The following is a 19306-nucleotide window of genomic DNA, read 5'->3' on the forward strand; positions in this document are numbered from 1 at the left end:
ATGAGCATGGCCGTGGCCGGCATGATCGCCGGCATGGCGCTCGGCTTCGCCGGGTATTTCGGCGGATTCGGCGCCTTCCTGCTGGTGGCGGCGCTGGGCGCCGTCGGCTTCGTCGTCGGCCGGTTCCTGGAAGGGGACATGGACCTCGGCGACTTCCTCCGCTCCCGCGGCGAACGGCGGCGGTGACGCACGTGAGCACGGAGGCCGGTGCATCCGGCGCGACCGTCCCCTCCACCGTCCCGCCGGGCGAGCGCGGCGCCACCCGGATCGCCGACCGGGTGGTCGCCAAGATCGCCTCCCGGGCGGCGCGGGAGGCGGTCGGGCCCCTGCCGGGGGACGCCGCGCCCCCGCACGCCTCGGTGGTGGTGCACCGCGACGTCGCGCGGGTGCGCGTCCACGTCGAGCTGGACTACCCGACCGACATCGGCGGCCGGTGCGGCCGGGTGCGCAGCCGGGTCGCCGAACGCGTGGGCGCGCTGGCGGGCATGGAGGTACCGGAGGTCGTCGTCCACGTCGAGCGGCTGCACCTGTCGGCGGCGTACGGCGCGGCGCGGGGGAGGACGCGATGAGCGAGCCCCGCGGCTCCGAGCCCGCCACGCGGCGCCTGCCGGTCGTCGAAGGGGCCGACGGGACGGACGAGGCGCAGGAGGCGGAGAGGGCGGCGCAGGCCGAGCACGGTGAACCCGGCCCCGCCCGTCCGGCGTCCGAAGGCGGCGAAGGCGGCGAAAGCGGCGGAGGCGGCGGCCGCGACGGCCGCTTCTGGTCGGCGCGCCGCGTCCCCGCGGCCCTGGTCGCCCTGCCGCTGCTCGGCCTCGCCGGCCTCTTCCTGTACGACATCGCCTCCGTGCGCGCCGGCCGGCCCGGCATGTACTGGCGCCGCGAACTGACCCGGCAGCTGGCCGAGCGGCCCCTCGACGACACCTGGGTGCTGGTCGGTGCCGGGATCACCGCCGCCCTCGGGCTCTGGCTGCTCGTGCTGGCCCTCACCCCCGGTCTGCGGGGCGTGCTGCCGATGCGGCGCGCGCACCCCGGGGTGCGCGCCGGCCTGGACCGGGACGCCGCCGCGACCACGCTGCGCGACCGCGCCGTGGAGGTGGCCGGCGTCCAGTCGGTACGGGTGCGGATGCGCCGCCGGAAGGCCCGGGTCCGCGCGGTCGCGCACTTCCGTGAACTGGACGACGTACGCGCCGACCTGGAGAGCGTGCTCGGCCACGCGGTGCGCGGACTGGGCCTGTCCCGGCCGCCCGCGCTGGCGGTGCACGTCCGCAGGCCCGGACGGAAGGGGTGAGGACGGTGCTCAGGATCGTCAACCGCGTCCTGCTCGCCCTGGTCGGCCTGGTCCTGCTCGCGCTGGGCGGATCGGTGCTGGCCGTCGGGCTGGGCGCGCCGTCGCCGTCCTGGTGGATCCACCGGGGGCGGGACGACGTGCTGCTCACCGCCGCCGAGCGGAACCGGTGGCGGGACGCCGGCTGGTGGTGGCCGGTCGTCCTCGCGGCGCTGGCCGTCCTGCTGCTGCTCGCCCTGTGGTGGCTGGTCGCGGTCCTGCGCCGCCGCCGGCTCGCCGAGGTGCTCGTCGACACCGGCGACGGGGAGGGGGCGGTGCTGCGCGGCCGCGCCCTGGAGGAGGTGCTCGCCGACGAGGCGCGGCACCTGGACGGCGTCGACCGCCCCCACGTGCACCTGACCGGCCGGCGCACCGCCCCCGAGGCCCGCGTCCGGCTCTCCGTGGAACCGCACGTGGACCCCGGCGACGCCCTGCACGGCTTCTCGACCCGGGCACTGGCCCACGCCCGCGACTCGGCGGGCCTCGCCTCCCTCCCGGCGGAGGTCCGGCTGCGCGGGGTCAGGCACCGGGCCGAGCGGGTGAGCTGACGCTCCCTCCGCGCCGGCGGCATCCCCCGGCGGACCACCGCCGGAGGCATCCCCCGGCGGACCACCGCCAGCGGCACCCCGGTGCCCCGGCGGCTCACCGCAGGCCGTCCGGCGTCAGAACCCGTGCCGTGCGCCGCCGTTCCTCGGGAGCGGGGTGAGTCGACGGTGCCCGGGTTCGTCGGCGGGGGTGCCGCGTGCGTGCCCGTGCCGTGTCGTGCGCTGCCGTTCCTCGGGAGCGGGGGCGAGTCGACGTGTCCCGGTTAGTCGGCGGGTGCCGCGTCCGTGCCCGTGTCGTGCGCTGCCGTTCCCCGGGAGCAGGGGCGAGCCGACGGTGTCCCGGTTCGTCGGCGGGGGTGCCGCGTCAGAACCCGTGCCGTGCGCCGCCGTCCACCGGGAGCATCACGCCCGTCAGGTAGGACGCCGCCGGGGACAGCAGGAAGGCGGCCGCGCGGCCGAACTCCTCCGGCGCGCCGTACCGGCGCAGCGGGATGCGGGACTCCGAGGCGGCGCGGGTCGCCTCCGGGTCGGCGGACAGTGCGTCGAGCTGGCGCACCCGGTCCGTGTCGATGCGGCCCGGCAGCACGCCGACCACGCGGATCCCGCGCGGCCCCAGCTCGTCGGAGAGGGACTTGGCGAACCCGGCCAGCCCGGGGCGCAGCCCGTTGGAGATGGTCAGCCCCGGGATCGGCTCGTGCACCGAGCCGGACAGCACGAAGCCGATCACGCCGCCCGCCTCCAGTTCGGCGGCGGCGGCGCGCGCCAGCCGGACCGCGCCGAGGAACACCGACTCGAACGCCGCCTGCCACTGCTCGTCGGTGGTGTCGGCGACGAACCCCGGCGGCGGGCCGCCGACGCTGACCAGGACGCCGTCGAAGCGCCCGAACCGCTCCCGGGCGGTCCGGATCAGCCGCGCGGCCGCGTCGGGGTCGGCGTTGTCCACGGCCACCCCGACCGCGTCCGGTCCCAGCGCGGCCGCCGCGCCGGCGACCGTCTCCTCGTCCCGCCCGGAGACGACCACCTTCGCGCCGTCGGCGAGCAGTTCGCGCGCGGTGGCGTGGCCCAGCCCGCGGGTCGCCCCGGTGACGACGTACACCCGGTCCTTCAGTCCAAGATCCATGGCCCTATCCTGCCCCGTCCTCCCCGAACAGGGCGAGGGCGGTGCTCACCAGGCCGATGTGGCTGAACGCCTGCGGGAAGTTGCCCAACTGGCACCCGGCGACCGGGTCGTACTCCTCGGCCAGCAGACCGACGTCGTTGGTGAGGCCCACCAGCCGTTCGAACAGCTCCCGGGCCTCGCGCGTGCGGCCGGTCATGTGCAGGGCGTCCGCCAGCCAGAACGAGCACACCAGGAAGGTGCCCTCGCCGCCCGGCAGGCCGTCGACGACCGCGGTCCCGTCGCCCTCGTCGAGGCTGTAGCGGCGGAGGAACCCGTCCTGCTCCAGCTCCTTGCGGACCGCGTCGACGGTGCCCAGCACCCGCGGGTCGTCGGGCGGCAGGAATCCCACCCGCGGGATCAGCAGCAGCGCGGCGTCCAGTTCGCGCGAGCCGTAGAACTGCGTGAAGGTGTTGCGCTGCGGGTCGTAGCCCTTCTCGCACACCTCGCGGTGCACCTCGTCGCGCAGCGCGCGCCAGCCGTCGAGGTCGCCGTGCAGGTCCGGGTAGCGCTCCAGCGCGCGCACCGCGCGGTCCGCGGCCACCCACACCATCACCTTCGAGTGGACGAACTGCCGGCGGCCGCCGCGCACCTCCCACAGCCCCTCGTCCGGCTGCCGCCACGCCGAGCGCAGGTAGTCCATCAGCGCCACCTGCACCGCCCACACGTCCGGCTTGCCGGGCAGGCCGGAGCTGCGGGCCAGCGACAGGGTGTCCATCACCTCGCCGTACACGTCCAGCTGGAGCTGGGTCACGGCGCCGTTGCCGATGCGCACGGGCGCCGACCCGGCGAAGCCGGACAGCCACGGCAGCTCGTACTCGGGCAGCCGCCGCTCGCCGGCCACGCCGTACATGATCTGCAGGTCCGCCGGGTCGCCGGCGACCGCGCGCAGCAGCCAGTTCCGCCAGGCCTCGGCCTCCTTCTGGTAGCCGGCGGACAGCAGGGCGCCCAGGGTGAGGGTGGAGTCGCGCAGCCAGCAGTAGCGGTAGTCCCAGTTGCGCACCCCGCCCGGCTCCTCGGGCAGCGAGGTGGTGGCGGCGGCCACGATGCCGCCGGTCGGTGCGTAGGTGAGCGCCTTCAGGGTGATCAGGGAGCGGACGACGGCGTCCCGGTACGGGCCGTCGTAGCGGCAGTGGGAGACCCAGCGGCGCCAGTCCGCGACGCTGTGGCGCAGCGACTCGTAGGGGTCGACCAGCGGCGGGCGCGGCTCGTGGGAGGGGTGCCAGGTCAGGACGAACGCGACCTTCTCGCCCGGGGCCACCGTGAACTCCGCGTGCGTGCCGAAGTCCTCGCCCCAGCTGCGCACCTCCGGCGTGCTGCGCAGCCACGCGGAGTCCGGCCCGGCGACGGCCACCCGGTGGCCGTCGACCCTGCGCACCCACGGCACGATGGAGCCGTAGTCGAAGCGCAGCTTCAGCACGCTGTGCACGGTCACCTCGCCGCGCAGCCCCTCCACGATCCGTACGACGTCGGGGGCGCGGTCGCGCTGCGGCATCAGGTCGGTGACCCGCACCGCGCCGTCGGGGGTCTCCCACTCGGTGTCCAGGACCAGGGTGTCGCGGCGGTAGGCGCGCCGGGTGCAGCGGCCGGCCCCCTTGGGGGCGATGCGCCAGTAGCCGTTGTCCTCGTCGCCGAGCAGCCGGGCGAAGCAGGCGGCCGAGTCGAAGCGGGGCAGGCAGAGCCAGTCGATGGAGCCGTCCGCGCCGACCAGGGCCGCGGTCTGTTCGTCGCCGATGAGTGCGTAGTCCTCGATACGGGGGTGCACGCAATGCGGGTGCCCGGCGATCCGGGGTGGCAATCAGGCCGGGGCGGGGGAGCGCGGCTCCCGGGGCGGGCGCGGGGGAGCGCCCCGCGCGGGCGTCACACCGTGGCCGGCTGCGCCTGCGGCGCTTCCTTCGCGGCGGCCGCCCTGCGGTCGCGGGCCTCCCGCCGGGCCAGGATCACCCAGCCGACGGGCACGGCGGCGGCGAACAGCCACCACTGGACGGCGTAGGCGTAGTTCAGGGCGGCGTCCTCGTGGCCCGGGTCGCCGACCGGCCGGGGGAGGCCGCCCTTCGGCTCGGGCGCCGTCTGCGCGAGGTAGCCGCCGAGCACCTCGGCGCCGAGGCGCCGGGCCTCCCGCGCGCTGTTGATCAGCATGATCTGCCGGTCCGGCAGCCCCGCGCGGTCCTTGATGCCGCTGCTCTCGGTCGTCTCGTCGGGCATCAGCCGGCCCGTGACGGTGATCTCGCCCTTCGGCGGCGCCGGGACCTCGGGGAAGGCGGCCTGGCTCGTGCGGTCCGCGGGGACCCAGCCCCGGTTGACGAGCAGGACCTTGCCGTCGCGCAGGACGAAGGGGGTCAGGACGTGGTAGCCGACCTCGTCGTCGCTGTTGGTGCGGCGGCGCACGACGACCTCGTCGCCGGTGTCGAAGCGGCCCTGCGCGGTGACGGTGCGGTACCGCTCGTTCCTGGTCACGGCGTGCCCGGGGGAGGTCAGCCGCTCCACCGGCACCGGGTCGGCGGCCAGCGCGTCGGAGACCAGCTGGTTGCGGGCGGTGCGCTCGTCGTAGCGGTGCATCTGCCAGATGCCCAGCCTGATCATCGTGGGGATGAGGAGGAGGGCGACCAACGTGATGATCACCCACTGGCGGGACAACAGGAAGCGGTACACCCCACGACCGTACAACTCGGTCGCGGGGTTCCTGCACCGGGGTACGGGCTCGGGCCCCGCCGCTCACACCTTGTCGACGATGCCCACCTTCCCCTCGGCGCGGGCGCAGTGGGCGCCGCAGTACCAGTGCCCGTCGGCCTCGACCCCCTGCCCGATGATCTGCACGCGGCAGTGCTCGCAGATGGGGGCCATGCGGTGGATCGCGCAGGAGAAGCAGTCGAAGACGTGCACCGCGCCCTGGGCGTGCACCTCGAAGGTCATGCCGTACTGATTTCCACATACTTCACAGGTCGCCATGGGCCACAGCGTGGGCCGTCGGTGCCGGGCGGGCGAGCGGGCGGCGGGCGAGTCGCCCGGCAATCACCCGTCCGTACGGCTACTCCGGCGACGCCGGTTCCACGTCCGCGAGGAGCTGCCCGAATGCCGCCTCGTCCACGACCGGCGTCCCGTACTGCCGGGCCTTGACCACCTTGGAGGTGCCCGAGTCCGGGTCGTTGGTGACGAGCAGGCTGGTCAGCCGGGACAGGCTGGTGGCGACGTGCAGCCCGGCCTCGGTGGCGCGGTCCTCCAGCAGTTCGCGCTCGACGGACGTGTCGCCCGAAAAGGCGATCCGCATGCCCTGCTTGAGGCGTTTGCCCTCTTCGTACCGGCCCGGGTTGGGATACGGGCACGCGGGCCTCCTGCGGGAGGGGCGCCAACCGCCCGTCCGGTGGCCGCCGTAGCCCGGCTGCGCGGTCCGGGACGCGGGCGCGTCGCTGAACTCCGTCAGCGGCCGGCACTCGTGCAGCGGCAGCCGCAGACCGCCCGCCGCCGCGGTGTGCAGGCTGGGCCGGAACACCTCCGCCAGCACGCGCGCGTCGTCCAGCGCGTGGTGCGCCCGCCGCTGGACGACGCCGAAGTGCGCGGCGAGGGTCTCCAGCTTGTGGTTGGCCAGCGGCAGGGCCAGCTCCTTGGAGAGCGCGATGGTGCACAGCCGCTGCCGCACCGGCGCCTCGCGCTCCGCCCGCGCGTACTCCCGGGCGATCATCTGCCAGTCGAAGACGGCGTTGTGCGCGACGAGGACCCGGTCCGCCAGCCGGGCCGCGAACTCCTCGGCGATGTCACCGAAAAGAGGGGCCCCTTCGAGCATCTCGCTCGTCAGTCCGTGGATCCACACCGGCCCCGGGTCCCGCTCCGGGTTGACCGTGGTGTACCAGTGGTCCTCGACCTCGCCGCGCGCGTCCAGCCGGTAGACGGCCGCGGAGATGATCCGGTCGTGCCGGGCCAGCCCCGTGGTCTCCACGTCGACGACCGCGTATCCCTTCGGATACGCGGCCGGCCACGACGCGGGGGCGGGCGCTGCGGTCGAGAGGTCTTCGAGCATGGTCCCAGAGGATACGGGCCGGGACTGACAGCGCCGTCCGTCAGGTGCCGCCCGCCGTCCGGGCGCCCGCCCCCCGGCCGGGGCCCGGCACGGCCCCCGGCGGTCCCGCCGGCCCCGGCCGCACGCGCCGCGTACGCGGCGGCGGCGCGCGGTCGCGGACCGGCTCACCAGCGGATCGGCACCGGCAGCGCGGTGAGCAGACCCGACACCGCCACGACCGCCCCCAGGGCGACGACCTCGGCGCGGGCGGGCGAGCAGGCGGTCAGCGGGTCGGCCGCCCGGCGCAGCCGGACCCGCGCCCACAGGGCCAGGGCGGCGACGGCCGCCATGAGGACCAGCTTGGCGAGCAGGACCCGTCCGTACGCCGTCGTCGTCAGCTGCTCCAGGACGGTCCCCGGCGGCATCCGGCGCAGCGAGCTGCACACGCCCGTGGCGGTGACCGCGGCGAGCAGCAGGGTCGCCGCGCGCGCGTAGCGGCCCAGCAGGGCCGCGCCCGCCCCGGTGCCCCGCCACCGCCGCAGGGTGCGCAGCGCGTGCAGCAGCCCGCCCGCCCACAGCGCCGCGCAGGTCAGGTGGACCAGGGTCAGGGCGGAGCCGGTCAGCGGGCCGTACTCCGTCGGGGGGTGCGCGCGCAGGGCCTCGGCGACGACCACCGCGGCCAGCGGCCAGGCCTGCGTGCCCGGCCGGCGCGACACCGCGCACAGGCCCGCCAGCAGGAACGCGTTGACCTCCAGCAGGGCGAGCTTGCCCTCCCGGGACGCGTACAGGCCGCCCACGTCGACCTGGGACGGGTCCTGCGGGACCAGGTTGCCGGTGGCCACGACCGAGGCGAGTCCGAGGGCCGCGGCGCAACCGGCCGCGGCCGCGGCCGCGGACCAGCTGCGGGGCAGCGCCGCGGGAGCGCCGGGCACCGCCCGGGCCAGCCGCCCGACGAACAGCTCGCCGGCCGGCACGCACAGCGCGGCGAACAGCACCGCGCGCAGCAGGGCGATGCCGCCCGTGCCGGGCGCGGCGGCCTCCCCGGTGCCGCGCAGGGCGGGGGACGGCCCGAGCAGGGGTATCAGCGCGCCCAGCGTCACCAGGGCGAGCACGGCGGCGGTCCGGCCGAGCGCGGCCCGCCGCCCGGGCCCCCGTTCCCCGGCCACCCCAGAAGTGGATCTTGTCAACGTCACCCCAGGATCTTCACCAGCCGCCCGGAACCGGGCAAGTCCACGGAAAGAATCGGCAGTACGGCATTCCGCCCGGAGATACGTGCCCGACCGCCGCGCGACTCGGCGGCGGCCGGGCCCGCGCCCCCCCCCCCGGCCGGGCCCGCCCCCCCCCCGGGCCCCCGCCCCCCCCCGGGCGCCCCCCCCCCCCCCCGCCCCGGCCGGCCCCCCACTCCCCGGCAGCCGGGCCCAGTCCGCCGGGCCGCCCGCGAAGGACACCGGCGGCCGTGCGTACCGCAGGCGCCCCAGGGGGCTGTCCGCCGTGGTGAGCCAGGCGCCGGGACCGTCGTAGGCGCCGTCCGCCTCCGCCTCCGCCGCCTCGCCGGGGCCGCCCTCCCGCGTCAGCCACGCCGCCGTGCGGGCCAGGGCCACCCGTACCCACCGGCTGCCGCCCTCGGACGACTGCTCGGTCAGGGCCCGCAGCACCGCCGCCGCCAGCAGGTGGCCCGTGCCGTGGTCGAGCGCCTGGGCGGGCAGCGCGCCCGGCCGGCCGGCCGCCCCCTCGACGGCCGCGATCCCGGTGGCGGCCTGGACGAGGCTGTCGAAGCCGCGCCGCCCGCTCCACGGCCCGGACGCGCCCCAGGCCGACAACTGCGCCACGACCACCCCGGGCCGGCGCTCCGCCAGCGCCCGCGGGGACAGCCCGAACCGGTCCAGCGCGCCCGGCCGGTAGCCGGTGACCACGACGTCCGCCGCCGCGAGCAGGTCCTCGAAGGCGCTCCCGCCGGCCGCCAGGTCCAGTCGCGCCGACCGCTTCCCGAAGCCCGAGTCCGCGTGCTGGCCCGGGAGTTCGGGCAACCAGGGCGGGTCCAGGCGCAGCACGTCCGCGCCGAGCAGGGCGAGGGTGCGGGTGGCGACCGGCCCCGCGACGACCCGGGTGAGGTCGAGGACCCGTATCCCGGCGGCGGGCAGCAGGACCGGGCCGGCGGCCGGCGGGAACGCACGCGCGCGTGCCGCGTCCAGCCGGACGCGCTCCACCAGCGGCCGGGCGGCCACCGCGGCGCCCTGCTCGTGCGCGGCCCACTGGCCGGGGGTGCGCAGCGCCACGGCCAGGCCGCCCGCCGCGTACACGGTCTCCTCCACCTCCCGCGCGGAGCGCTCCGCGAGCGCCGCCTCCACCGCCTCCACGGTCTCCGCCGCGTCCTGCGGGAGGTCCAGCGCGGCGAGCAGCCGCTCCCGGTGATGCGGGTAGTTCGCGTGCGTCCGCACCCAGCCGTCCGCCGTCCGCCAGAACCGCGACAGCGGCGCGAACGCCACCGGTGCCCGCCCGTCGACGCGCAGATGGCGTTCGCTGGTGAAGGACGTGGCCACCGCCCCGTCGTCGACCCGGACCCCGGGCACCCGCGCGAGCCCGGCGCGCCGTGCCGCGAGCTCGGCCGCGGCCAGCGCGCACACGCCCACGCAGGCCCGCGCCGCCTCGCGCACGGGGAGCCGGGCCGGCAGCGCGCCCTCCCGCACGACCGTCCCCACCCGCGCGAGCAGGGCCGGATCGCCGTCCAGCGCGGACCAGGCGGACTCGAGGAACGTCATGACTGCCTCGCATACGTCATGACTGCACTATGCATTATTGATTCAATCAATATCAGGGAGGTGGCCGACGGGCGGAGCGGTCGTCCACCGGGAACGCAGCGGGCCGGGCGGGGAGGTCCCCGCCCGGCCCGAGCCGGCTCTCACCAGGGTGTCACCGGGTGACCGCGTCCAGCGCGTCCGCCATGCCCCAGCCGTAGAAGCCGTTGCGGTTCTCCGGCCCCTCGCACACCGCGTCGACCTTGCCGTCGGCGTCGATGTCGTACGGGTCCGTGCACGGCACGGCGTCGGCCTGCGCGTACAGCAGGGCCTTCACCAGCGCCGGCGGGGCGTACGGGTGGGTGGACTTGATGAGGGCGGCCACGCCCGCGACGTGTGGGCTCGCCATCGAAGTCCCCGCCATGTAGCCCCACTTGCCACCGGGCAGCGTGCCCAGGATCAGGCCGCTGGTGGCGGGCGGGGCCGGGGTCTGGTAACGGGTCGAGTCGCCACCGGGCGCGGCTATGTCGACGACGCCCCGGCCGTAGTTGGAGAACGACGACTTCAGGCCCTTCGCCCCGGTCGACGCCACCGTCACGACGCCCGGCAGCTGGGTCGGGATGTCGTAGCACTCGGACGGGTCGACGACCCGCTCGGCGGGGGTGGAGTCGTTGGGGGAGACCGGGTCGGTGATCTCGTCGGCCGCGAGGTCGTAGTTCTCGTTGCCGGCCGCGGCGACGTTGACCGCGCCCTTGCGCTCCGCGTACCGCGACGCCCGGGTGATGGCCTCCACCAGGGCCTTCTGGTCCGGGTCGGCCGTGCAGTTGAAGTACCACGGGTCGGTGTAATAGCTGTTGTTGGTCACGTCGGCGCCGTGCTCGGCGGCCCACACGAAGCCGCACACCACGGCCTCCGTGTAGAAGAACCCGTCGGGGTTGGACACCTTGATGCCCGACACCTTCACCCCGGGGGCGACGCCCGTCATGCCGACGCCGTTCTTGGCGGCCGCGATCTCGCCCGCCACGTGCGTGCCGTGCGGGCTCTCCGCCGCGCCCGGCCGCCACGCCCCGTCGGTGGTGTCCGGCTTGCCCGACGCGCAGTCGACCGACCCGGCACGGTCGAAGTTGGGCGCGATGTCCGGGTGGGTGTCGTCGACGCCGGTGTCCAGCACCGCGACGGTCACCTCGGAACTGCCCAGCGACTTCTCGTGCGCCCGGTCCGCCTTGATGGCGGGCAGGTCCCACTGCAGGGGCTCCAGCGGGTCCTGGCCCTCGGCGGCCTCGGCGGCCGCGATCTCGTCCGCGCCGAGCACCTTCGGGGCGCCCAGGTCGCCGGTCGACTGGGCGGGCAGCGGCGCGGTCCGGGTGGCACCGGCCGACTGCACCCCGGGCACCGCGCGGACGGCGGCGGCGAAGCCGGGGTTCGAGGAGTGGACGACGACGACGCCGATCTGGTCGTACGACGTCACGATCGTGCCGCCCGCCTCGCCGATGGCCCGCTCCACGCGGGACGGAACCCGGTGCCCGGGACGCACGTTGACGACGTAGCTGAGCGAGCCGGCGTCCGCCGCGGCCGGTACGGAGCCGGCGGCCGGCGCGGCGGAGGCCGAGGTGTTCGGCAGGAAGGCGAGGGCCGTCGCCATGGCCATCCCGGCCGGGATCGCCAGGGCGCGGCGGTAGCGCGGCTGAGGCGCTGTCATGGTGTCTCCAGTTCGTTCGCGGTACGAGCGGGCCGTGCGGGTGCCGTCAGGATTCCCGGCTCACTTGACCGCGCGCAGGGCGTTGACGATGCCGAACCCGTAGAAACCGTTGACGCGCTCGCCGCCCTCGCACACCGCGTCCTGCGTGCCGTCACCGTTCTGGTCGTACGACTCGGGGCAGCCGGGGTTGTCGGCCTGGGCCTTCAGCAGCGCCTGGAGCTGGGCCGGGCCCGCCCACGGGTGCTTCGACTTCAGCAGCGCGGCGACGCCGGCGGCGTGCGGCGAGGCCATCGAGGTGCCCTGCAGGAAGCCGTACCCGCCGTTGGGCATGGTGGACAGGATGCGCCCGTTCTTCGACGGGGTGTCCGGGATCTGGTACAGCCGGTCGCCGCCCGGCGCGGCGACGTCGACGACGCCCCGTCCGTAGCTGGAGTAGTAAGACTTGAGGTTGTTCACGCCCGTCGCGCTGACCGTGACGACACCCGGCAGCTGGGTCGGCACGTCGTAGCACTCGTGCGGGTCGATGGTGCGCTCCACCGGCGTGGAGTCGTCGGGGCTGGAGTCGTCGAGGATGGCGTCGGCGTCCAGGTCGTGGTTGGAGTTGCCCGCGGACGCCAGGTGCAGCGTGCCCTTCTTCTGGGCGTACAGCTGGGCCCGGTTGACCGCGTCGACGATGGCCCGCTGGTCGGGGTCGTCCATGCAGTTGTAGAGCCACGGGTCGACGTAGTAGCTGTTGTTCGTGATCTCGACGCCGTGGTCGGCGGCGAACACGAAGGCGCACACGACGCTCTCCGGGTAGAAGAGGCCGTTGTCGGGGTCGCTCACCTTGATGCCGGAGACCTTCACCCCGGGGGCGACGCCGGCGACGCCGATGCCGTTGCGGGCCGCGGCTATCTCGCCGGCCACGTGCGTGCCGTGGTAGTCGTCGGCCGTGTACGGCCGCCAGGCGCCCTCGCTGGTGTCGGCCTTGCCGCCGACGCAGTTCGCGGACTGGCCGGCGGAGAAGTTCGGGGCGAGGTCCGGGTGCGTGTCGTCGACGCCGGTGTCGATCACCGCGACGGTGACCTTCCTGCTGCCCGGGTTGATCTGCGCGGCCTTGTCGGCGCCGATCGCGCGCAGGTCCCACTGGTCGGCCTCGAGGGGCTCGCTGCCGGGGGTGTCGGCCGAGGCGGCCTCGGCCCGGGCGGCCTGAGCGTCCGTCAGGTACTGGACCGCGCCCTGGTCCGTCGTCCCCGCGGCCGCCAGCGGCGCGGTCCGCGTCGCCCCCGCCGACCGCACCCCGCGCACCGCGCGCAGGGTCTCGGCGAAGTCGGGGTTCGCGGAGTGGGCGACGATCACGCCGATCTTGCCGTACGTGACGACGACCGTGCCGCCGGCCGCCGTCACCGCCTTCTCCACCGCCGCGACCGTGCGGGCGTCCACCTTGGTGTTGACGACGTACGCCAGCCGCGGGGCGTCCGCGGCCTGCGCGGGCGCCTCCGCGCGCGGGGCGGCCGACGCCGCCGCCGGCAGGAAGCCGAGCGAGGCGGTCAGCGACAGCACGAGGGGGACGGCGAGCGCGAGACGGCGTCTGGAAGGCAGATGAGCCATGGGGTCTCCACATCATCCTGAAACGAAACCGGCCCGAGGCACAGGTGGTGCTCGGGCAGGTACATGACGGGTAGTGCAGGGTGAAGCTATCTCCCGGAGCCGCTGGCCAGCAATGACCTTCCGGAGGTGACTTCGGAAAGACGTGCGAGGGCTTGAACCGGCCCGCGCGCGGCGCCGTGACGTTGGGCAGGGAGCCCGTGCACGATCGAGCCCCTGTCGGATCACACCCCGGAGGCCTACCATCGGCCCCCGGCTCATGTGATCCACATCACCGTGAGGTCCCAGCTGTCATGTCCGCCGTCCGAGGAGACTCCGTGGCCACCGACGCACCACCCCCCGCGAAAGAGCAACACGCACTGCCCTCGCCCGAGGAGTTCGCCGAGGTGCAGCAGAGCGCGGAGTTCGGTGAACTGCGCCGCTCCTACCGCTCCTTCGCCTTCCCGCTGACCGTCGCCTTCATCGTCTGGTACCTGCTGTACGTGCTGCTCTCCAACTACGCGGGCGGCTTCATGGGCACCAAGCTGTTCGGCAACATCAACGTCGCCCTCGTCTTCGGTCTCGCCCAGTTCCTCACCACGTTCCTCATCGCCTGGTGGTACTCGCGGCACGCGGGCGCCCGGCTCGACCCCAAGGCCGAGGCCATCAAGACCCGGATGGAGGGCGGCGCATGAACCTCGCCACGATCCTCGCGGCCAACGAGGCCAGCGAGCACCGGCCGCTGATCATCTCCCTGTTCGCGGCCTTCGTCGTCGCCACCCTGTTCATCACCGTCTGGGCCGGCCGCCAGACCAAGGACGCCGCCGACTTCTACGCCGGCGGACGCTCGTTCAGCGCCTTCCAGAACGGCCTCGCGGTCTCCGGCGACTACATGTCCGCCGCCTCGTTCCTCGGCATCGCCGGCGCGATCGCCCTCTTCGGCTACGACGGCTTCCTGTACTCCATCGGCTTCCTGGTCGCCTGGCTGGTGGCCCTGCTGCTGGTCGCCGAGCCGCTGCGCAACTCCGGCCGCTACACCATGGGCGACGTCCTCGCGTACCGGATGCGCCAGCGCCCGGTGCGCACCGCCGCCGGCACCTCCACGATCGTCGTGTCGATCTTCTACCTGCTGGCCCAGATGGCGGGCGCGGGCGTCCTCGTCTCGCTGCTGCTCGGCATCACCTCCGACGCCGGCAAGATCCTCATCGTCGCCCTGGTCGGCGTCCTGATGATCGTCTACGTCTCCATCGGCGGCATGAAGGGCACCACCTGGGTCCAGATGGTCAAGGCCGTGCTCCTCATCGGCGGCACGATCCTCATCACCTTCCTGGTGCTGCTGAAGTTCGACTTCAACATCTCCGACCTGCTCGGCAAGGCCGCCGAGAACAGCGGCAAGGGCGCCGCCTTCCTGGAGCCCGGCCTGCAGTACGGCGCCACCGGCACCTCCAAGCTGGACTTCATCTCGCTCGGCATCGCCCTGGTCCTCGGCACCGCCGGCCTGCCGCACATCCTGATCCGCTTCTACACCGTGCCCAACGCCAAGGCCGCCCGGAAGTCCGTCAACTGGGCCATCGGCATCATCGGCGCCTTCTACCTGATGACCATCGCGCTCGGCTTCGGCGCCGCCGCGCTCATCTCCCAGGACGAGATCATCGCGTCCAACCCGTCCGGCAACACGGCGGCCCCGCTGCTCGCCCTGCACCTGGGCGGCGTCGACTCGACCTGGGGCGCGATCCTGCTCGCCACCATCTCGGCGGTGGCCTTCGCGACGATCCTCGCGGTGGTCGCCGGCCTGACCCTGGCGTCGTCCTCGTCCTTCGCCCACGACATCTACGCCAACGTCATCAAGAAGGGCCAGGCCACCGAGAAGCAGGAGGTCCGGGCGGCCCGCCTGGCCACCATCGGCATCGGCGCCGTCTCCATCCTGCTGGGCGCCCTCGCCCGCGACCTGAACGTCGCCGGCCTGGTCGCCCTCGCCTTCGCGGTCGCCGCCTCCGCCAACCTGCCCACTATCCTCTACAGCCTGTTCTGGAAGCGGTTCACCACCCAGGGCGCGCTGTGGTCGATCTACGGCGGCCTGATCGTCGCCGTCGGCCTGGTGCTGTTCTCGCCGGTCGTCTCCGGCGACCCCAAGGCGATGTTCCCCGACGTTGACTTCGCCTGGTTCCCGCTGAAGAACCCCGGCATCATCTCCATCCCGTTCGGCTTCCTGATGGGCTGGCTCGGCACGGTCCTGTCCAAGGAGGAGCCCGACGCCAAGAAGTACGCGGAGCTGGAGGTCCGGTCCCTGACCGGCACCGGCGCCCACTGACCCCGGCCCCCGCACCCGGCCCCGTCGTAGCTCCCTACGACGGGGCCGTGTCTTACGTCGTGGGATCGGGTCTGTGCCGTTGTCAGCGTGGTCACGTACGCTCACAGGTGACGGAAGAGACGTGCCGCGCGCACGTTCCGCGTACGAGGGAGGGGGCCCACGTGCTCATCGACACCTACGGCCGGGTGGCCACCGACCTGAGGGTCTCGCTGACCGACCGGTGCAACCTGCGCTGCACCTACTGCATGCCCGAGGAGGGCCTGCAGTGGCTGGCCAAGCCGGACCTGCTCACCGACGACGAGATCGTCCGCCTCGTCGGCATCGCGGTGACCTCCCTCGGCATCGAGGAGGTCCGCTTCACCGGCGGCGAGCCCCTGCTGCGCCCCGGCCTGGTCGGCATCGTCGAGCGCGTCGCGGCCCTCGCCCCCCGCCCCCAGATGTCCCTCACCACCAACGGCATCGGCCTGAAGCGCACCGCGGCCGCCCTGAAGGCGGCCGGCCTGGACCGGGTCAACGTCTCCCTCGACACCCTGCGCCCGGACGTCTTCAAGACCCTCACCCGCCGCGACCGCCACCACGACGTCATCGAGGGCCTGCACGCCGCCCGCGAGGCCGGCCTCACCCCGGTCAAGGTCAACTCGGTCCTCATGCCGGGCCTCAACGAGGACGAGGCCCCCGACCTGCTCGCCTGGGCGGTCGAGCACGACTACGAGCTGCGCTTCATCGAGCAGATGCCCCTGGACGCCCAGCACGGCTGGAAGCGCGACGGGATGATCACCGCCGGCGACATCCTCGCCTCGCTGCGCACCCGCTTCGAGCTGACCGCCGAGGGCGACGAGGCGCGCGGCTCGGCACCGGCCGAGCGCTGGCTGGTCGACGGCGGACCGCACCGCGTCGGCGTCATCGCCTCCGTCACCCGCCCGTTCTGCTCCGCCTGCGACCGCACCCGCCTCACCGCCGACGGCCAGGTCCGCACCTGCCTGTTCGCCACCGAGGAGACCGACCTGCGCGCCGCCCTGCGCTCCGGCGCCCCCGACGAGGAGATCGCCCGCATCTGGAAGCTGGCCATGTGGGGCAAGAAGGCGGGCGCGGGCCTCGACGACCCGTCCTTCGTCCAGCCGGACCGCCCCATGTCGGCGATCGGCGGCTGAAGGAGCCGGGGGCGCGGGGGACGGCGCGGCCGGCCCCCGCGGTCCCGCACCCGCGGGACGACCGGCACAGCCCGCGCGCCTCAGGCGTCGCGCGCTTCCCACTCCTCGAGCGCCACGACGTCCTTCAGGAACCCTCGCACCCCGAGGAACTGCGACAGGTGCTCACGGTGCTCCTCGCACGCGAGCCACGTCTTGCGCCGCTCCGGCGTGTGGATCTTCGGGTTGTTCCACGCCAGCACCCACACGGCGTCGGCACGGCAGCCCTTGGCGGAGCAGATCGGGGTCTCGTCACTCACTGATTCGTCTCACAGGTCCGCAGACAAGGCGACGCCGAGCAGCCACGGGGGGAGCTGCCCGGCGTCGGTCCGTCGCTCCGACGGGGGATGCGGAGCGCGTACGAAGTATGTCACGGGTGGGCCTTCGCCCGGCACCGGAACAACATGATTGATCTGAGCTTTTCTTGAGCCTGGCGGGGAAATGACGTCTCCTTGACGTACGCCCCGCACGTGCTCCGCGATCAGGACCGCTCCCGCGGCTCCGTTCGTGCGCCCGGTGCCGGCGGGGACACCACATCTTCCGCGGCGGGTTCCCCGTGGCCGTCGTTCGTCCGCGGCTGCTCGATCATCGGCCGCAGCGGGGGCACCACGAACGTCGACGGCAGCGACGGCGCGTTCTCGCGCCCGGCGTTGGCGATCACCACCGCGATGTAGGGCAGGACCGCCCCGAGGACCAGGGCCACCACGGCCACGTGCCGTTCGACGTTCCAGAGCGTGGCCGCGAGGATCACCGAGAGGGTACGGACCGTCATCGAGATCACGTACCGGCGCTGCCGCCCGCGCACGTCCTCCTGGAGGCCGGTCCGGGCGCCGGTGATCCGGAACACCTGGACGTTGCCGCCGTCGCGTTGCTTCCGCATCACATTCCACCATCCGCCCGTAGGGGACTCTCTGCGCCCCTTCACCCGGTCCGTGGCCGGTCGGGGTACCAGGGCCCGGACCTCTCCACGGTACGCCGCGGCCGCGGCGGCCACGAGACCGGGGCCCGTTGCCCGCGCGAACGGCGCGCGCCCGCCGCGTGCGGATCCGCCCGGCATGCGCGGGGGGCCACCGGGACCGACACTGGCCTCAAGGCTGACGTCGAGCGGGACGAGGAGGCAGCCATGGGCTGGTTGTGGGCGATCGTCGTCGGATTGGTGCTCGGGCTGATCGCCAAGGCGATCCTTCCCGGCAAGCAGCACATCCCCCTGTGGCTCACGACGATCCTGGGCATCGTCGGTGCCATCGCCGGCAACGCGATCGCGCGGGCGGCCGGCGTCGACGCGACGGCGGGCATCGACTGGTGGCGGCACGTCTTCCAGCTGGTCGCCGCCGTCGTCCTGGTCGGCCTCGGCGACCGGGCCTGGGCCGGAATGAGGAGCAGCAGGCGCAGAGCCTGACCGAAAGGGGCGGCCCCGGAACCGGAAGCCGCCCCCTTCGCACACCCGTGCCGCCGGCTCAGGCGCCCGTGACCTCCACCGCGGCCAGGTTCTTCTTGCCGCGGCGCAGCACCAGCCAGCGCCCGTGGATCAGGTCCTCCTCGGCGGGGACCGCGTCCTCGGCGGCGACCTTGACGTTGTTCACGTACGCGCCGCCCTCCTTCACCGTGCGGCGGGCGGCCGACTTGCTGGCCACCAGGCCGACCTCGGCGAACAGGTCCACGACCGGGCCGAGCTCGGCGACCCGGACGTGCGGCACCTCCGCGAGGGCCGCCGCCAGCGTCCGCTCGTCGAGCCCCGCGAGCTCGCCCTGGCCGAAGAGGGCCTTGGACGCGGCGATCACGGCGGCCGTCTGCCCGGCGCCGTGCACCAGCGTCGTCAGCTCCTCGGCGAGGGCCCGCTGCGCGGCCCGGGCCTGCGGACGCTCCTCCGTCTGCCTCTCCAGCTCCTCCAGTTCCTCCCGGGACCTGAAGGACAGGATCCGCATGTACCGGGAGATGTCCCGGTCGTCCACGTTCAGCCAGAACTGGTAGAACGCGTACGGCGTGGTCATCTCCGGGTCGAGCCAGACGGCGCCGCCCTCGGTCTTGCCGAACTTGGTGCCGTCCGCCTTCGTCATCAGCGGCGTGGCCAGGGCGTGGACGGTGGCGTCGGGCTCCAGGCGGTGGATCAGGTCCAGGCCCGCCGTGAGGTTGCCCCACTGGTCGCTGCCGCCCTGCTGGAGCGTGCAGCCGTAGCGCCGGTAGAGCTGGAGGAAGTCCATGCCCTGCAGGAGCTGGTAGCTGAACTCCGTGTAGCTGATGCCCTCCGAGGACTCCAGGCGCCGGGCCACGGAGTCCTTGGTCAGCATCTTGTTGACCCGGAAGTGCTTGCCGATGTCGCGCAGGAACTCGATCGCGGACAGGTTCTGCGTCCAGTCGAGGTTGTTGACCATGACCGCGGCGTTCTCGCCCTCGAAGGACAGGAACGGCTCGATCTGGCCGCGCAGCCGGTCCACCCAGCCGGCGACCGTCTCCGGGTCGTTCAGCGTGCGCTCCGCCGTCGGGCGGGGGTCGCCGATCAGGCCGGTGGCACCGCCGACCAGGGCCAGCGGCCGGTGCCCGGCCTGCTGGAGCCGGCGCACGGTGAGCACCTGCACCAGGTGCCCCACGTGCAGCGACGGCGCGGTCGGGTCGAAACCGCAATAGAACGTGACAGGACCGTCCGCGAGCGCCTTGCGCAAAGCGTCCTCGTCAGTGGACAGGGCGAACAGCCCACGCCACTTCAGCTCGTCGACGATGTCCGTCACGGTGCTCGTGTCTCCTCGGTGGTCTTCGGGCGGCCGGACCTGCGTCCGGCCGCGGACGCCTAC

The 19306-nt window shown here is 74.2% G+C and carries 19 protein-coding genes and 1 pseudogene; 8 read left to right on the forward strand and 12 right to left on the reverse strand.

Translation table 11 applies throughout. The annotated features are described in order from the left end of the window. The 4 genes from ACIF8T_RS05355 to amaP are packed head-to-tail and all read left to right on the forward strand — an operon-like array spanning position 1 to position 1872. Entirely contained in the window at positions 1–186 is a 186-nt protein-coding gene (locus ACIF8T_RS05355) for a hypothetical protein (protein WP_400031331.1), read from the forward strand. Beyond that, positions 183–569 carry a hypothetical protein gene (locus ACIF8T_RS05360; RefSeq protein ID WP_400031333.1) on the forward strand — a complete coding sequence of 129 codons (387 nt, stop codon included), beginning with the start codon at positions 183–185 and terminating at the stop codon, positions 567–569. The genes ACIF8T_RS05355 and ACIF8T_RS05360 overlap by 4 nt, the downstream gene beginning before the upstream one ends. Further along, positions 566–1288, forward strand: coding sequence for a DUF6286 domain-containing protein (locus ACIF8T_RS05365; protein WP_400031335.1), 723 nt, complete (start codon positions 566–568; stop codon positions 1286–1288). The genes ACIF8T_RS05360 and ACIF8T_RS05365 overlap by 4 nt, the downstream gene beginning before the upstream one ends. Beyond that, positions 1285–1872 (forward strand): alkaline shock response membrane anchor protein AmaP, encoded by a 588-nt coding sequence (gene amaP, locus ACIF8T_RS05370; RefSeq protein ID WP_400031337.1) that lies wholly within the window; start codon positions 1285–1287, stop codon positions 1870–1872. The genes ACIF8T_RS05365 and amaP overlap by 4 nt, the downstream gene beginning before the upstream one ends. 361 nt (positions 1873–2233) lie before the next feature. Here the strand turns inward: amaP and ACIF8T_RS05375 are convergent, their stop codons facing one another. The 9 genes and pseudogenes from ACIF8T_RS05375 to ACIF8T_RS05415 form a co-directional block, all read right to left on the reverse strand. Further along, a complete protein-coding gene (locus ACIF8T_RS05375) occupies positions 2234–2989 on the reverse strand; it encodes an SDR family oxidoreductase (protein ID WP_400031339.1) in 756 nt (251 codons plus the stop codon). A gap of 4 nt (positions 2990–2993) precedes the next feature. Then, entirely contained in the window at positions 2994–4790 is a 1797-nt protein-coding gene (locus ACIF8T_RS05380; RefSeq protein ID WP_400031341.1) for a glycoside hydrolase family 15 protein, read from the reverse strand. Positions 4791–4885: 95 nt separating this feature from the next. Further along, on the reverse strand, positions 4886–5677 hold the full coding sequence (locus ACIF8T_RS05385; RefSeq protein WP_400031343.1) for an SURF1 family protein: 792 nt from the start codon (positions 5675–5677) through the stop codon (positions 4886–4888). 63 nt (positions 5678–5740) lie between these two features. After that, entirely contained in the window at positions 5741–5974 is a 234-nt protein-coding gene (locus tag ACIF8T_RS05390; protein WP_400031345.1) for a hypothetical protein, read from the reverse strand. A 79-nt stretch (positions 5975–6053) separates the two neighbouring features. After that, entirely contained in the window at positions 6054–7040 is a 987-nt protein-coding gene (locus ACIF8T_RS05395) for a DEDDh family exonuclease (RefSeq protein WP_400031347.1), read from the reverse strand. A 164-nt stretch (positions 7041–7204) separates the two neighbouring features. Continuing rightward, a complete protein-coding gene (locus ACIF8T_RS05400) occupies positions 7205–8212 on the reverse strand; it encodes a CopD family protein (RefSeq protein ID WP_400031514.1) in 1008 nt (335 codons plus the stop codon). A gap of 201 nt (positions 8213–8413) precedes the next feature. Further along, positions 8414–9778 (reverse strand): annotated as a pseudogene (locus ACIF8T_RS05405) (CoA transferase); the annotation flags it as partial. 151 nt (positions 9779–9929) lie between these two features. Then, entirely contained in the window at positions 9930–11453 is a 1524-nt protein-coding gene (locus ACIF8T_RS05410) for a S8 family serine peptidase (protein WP_400031349.1), read from the reverse strand. Between the two features lie 60 nt (positions 11454–11513). Next, positions 11514–13043, reverse strand: coding sequence for a S8 family peptidase (locus ACIF8T_RS05415; protein ID WP_400031351.1), 1530 nt, complete (start codon positions 13041–13043; stop codon positions 11514–11516). A gap of 314 nt (positions 13044–13357) precedes the next feature. On the opposite strand from ACIF8T_RS05415, the gene ACIF8T_RS05420 reads away from it, so the two are divergent. The 3 genes from ACIF8T_RS05420 to moaA all read left to right on the forward strand — a co-directional run bounded on the left by ACIF8T_RS05420 (position 13358) and on the right by moaA (position 16481). Next, positions 13358–13714, forward strand: a complete 357-nt coding sequence (locus tag ACIF8T_RS05420) for a DUF485 domain-containing protein (RefSeq protein ID WP_400031353.1) — start codon at positions 13358–13360, stop codon at positions 13712–13714. Continuing rightward, positions 13711–15330 carry a cation acetate symporter gene (locus ACIF8T_RS05425; protein ID WP_400031355.1) on the forward strand — a complete coding sequence of 540 codons (1620 nt, stop codon included), beginning with the start codon at positions 13711–13713 and terminating at the stop codon, positions 15328–15330. Before ACIF8T_RS05420 ends, ACIF8T_RS05425 begins: the two co-directional genes overlap by 4 nt. A gap of 161 nt (positions 15331–15491) precedes the next feature. Next, positions 15492–16481 (forward strand): GTP 3',8-cyclase MoaA, encoded by a 990-nt coding sequence (gene moaA / locus ACIF8T_RS05430; RefSeq protein WP_400031357.1) that lies wholly within the window; start codon positions 15492–15494, stop codon positions 16479–16481. A gap of 80 nt (positions 16482–16561) precedes the next feature. Here moaA and ACIF8T_RS05435 read toward each other — a convergent pair whose 3' ends face one another. Together ACIF8T_RS05435 and ACIF8T_RS05440 are read right to left on the reverse strand one after the other, a co-directional pair. Then, the gene (locus tag ACIF8T_RS05435; protein WP_400031359.1) at positions 16562–16777 is read right to left on the reverse strand and encodes a hypothetical protein; all 216 of its coding nucleotides are present in this window, start codon (positions 16775–16777) and stop codon (positions 16562–16564) included. 221 nt (positions 16778–16998) lie between these two features. Further along, positions 16999–17397: a DUF3099 domain-containing protein gene (locus ACIF8T_RS05440; protein ID WP_400031361.1), complete on the reverse strand. Its 399-nt coding sequence runs from the start codon at positions 17395–17397 to the stop codon at positions 16999–17001. 243 nt (positions 17398–17640) lie between these two features. Here ACIF8T_RS05440 and ACIF8T_RS05445 point away from each other — a divergent pair, with 243 nt between their 5' ends. Next, positions 17641–17916 carry a GlsB/YeaQ/YmgE family stress response membrane protein gene (locus tag ACIF8T_RS05445; protein WP_400031363.1) on the forward strand — a complete coding sequence of 92 codons (276 nt, stop codon included), beginning with the start codon at positions 17641–17643 and terminating at the stop codon, positions 17914–17916. A gap of 58 nt (positions 17917–17974) precedes the next feature. Here ACIF8T_RS05445 and tyrS read toward each other — a convergent pair whose 3' ends face one another. Further along, a complete protein-coding gene (tyrS, locus tag ACIF8T_RS05450) occupies positions 17975–19243 on the reverse strand; it encodes a tyrosine--tRNA ligase (RefSeq protein ID WP_400031365.1) in 1269 nt (422 codons plus the stop codon). Between the last annotated feature and the right edge of the window lie 63 nt (positions 19244–19306).

The sequence above is a fragment of the Streptomyces sp. NPDC085946 genome (assembly GCF_044540485.1).
Classification (GTDB): Bacteria; Actinomycetota; Actinomycetes; order Streptomycetales; family Streptomycetaceae; genus Streptomyces.